At 58.1% G+C, this 1,056-nt stretch carries 1 protein-coding gene; it reads left to right on the top strand.

The genetic code is table 11. The annotated features are described in order from the left end of the window. Window positions 1-448: 448 nt before the first annotated feature. A partial coding sequence (locus WDW90_RS37435) for a calcium-binding protein (RefSeq protein ID WP_336492775.1) occupies window positions 449-1,056 on the top strand: 608 nt, incomplete at its 3' end.

The raw sequence follows: 1,056 nt of genomic DNA, 5'->3' as shown, positions 1-1,056 counted from the left end.
TGGCGAGCGGCAGGACGCTTTGCGCGAATGGCGCAGGATATGTCCTGAGCTCTCCACACCTGCCGCACCGGGTTACCAGCGTGATTCAGATCACAGTTGCGGATAACTACTTGATTTAGTGTAGATTCCCTTGCGAACGAGAGGGCCGTACGCCCGATTTGTCCATGATTTCTCCTGCAGAATCGCCAGCCGACAGCATCGGCGGGCTTTTTTGTTTTCTAATTCCAGCAGGCAATATTCTGATGAGGCATTCGCACGGATGTCGACTGTGATGCATGTCACAGTTTCTATCAAAAAATTATGGCAGCCATTACCTCGACTGCTCGGGAGTCAAATCTGATCAAAATTCCCGGGATGTCATCCAGCAATCCCTCAACGCAACCTGAGGCCACAAAGCCTAAAGCGGCCTTCTGGTTGCGATCCAGACCGACTGACTAAGGAGCGAATTATGGGCACGACTTGGTACGGCGGGAGCGGCAACGACTCTCATTCCTTCGAGAACAAGCCCTGGTGGGACCTGTTCGGAAACAACGACGACACCGGATATGGAAACGCCGGCAACGACTACATCTTCGGTAACGACGGCAACGACAAGCTCTACGGCGGTGACGGCAACGACACCCTCGACGGCTGGAAAGGTGACGACCAGCTGCACGGCGGCAACGGCGACGACTACCTGCTCGGCTACGACGGCAACGACTCGCTCTACGGCGATGCTGGCAACGACTACATGATCGGCGAGAACGGCAACGACTACATGGACGGCTGGACCGGCAACGACACCATGTACGGCGGCTCGGGCGACGACACGATGCTCGGCTACGACGGCGCCGACAAGATGTACGGCGATGCCGGCAACGACTATCTCTACGGTGAGAACGGCTACGACATCCTGCAGGGCGGCGACGGCAACGACACCCTCTACGGTGGCGCCAGCTTCGACGACCTGTACGGCGGCAAGGGCGTCGACACGCTCTCGGGCGGCAACGACGGCAGCGCCGACTACTTCTACTTCGACACGCAGGATACCGGCGACGTCTATCAGGGCAAGGCCGA

It is taken from the genome of Methylobacterium nigriterrae (assembly GCF_037106235.1).
Taxonomy (GTDB): Bacteria; Pseudomonadota; Alphaproteobacteria; order Rhizobiales; family Beijerinckiaceae; genus Methylobacterium; species Methylobacterium nigriterrae.
This window is presented reverse-complemented; position numbering and strand designations above follow the sequence as displayed.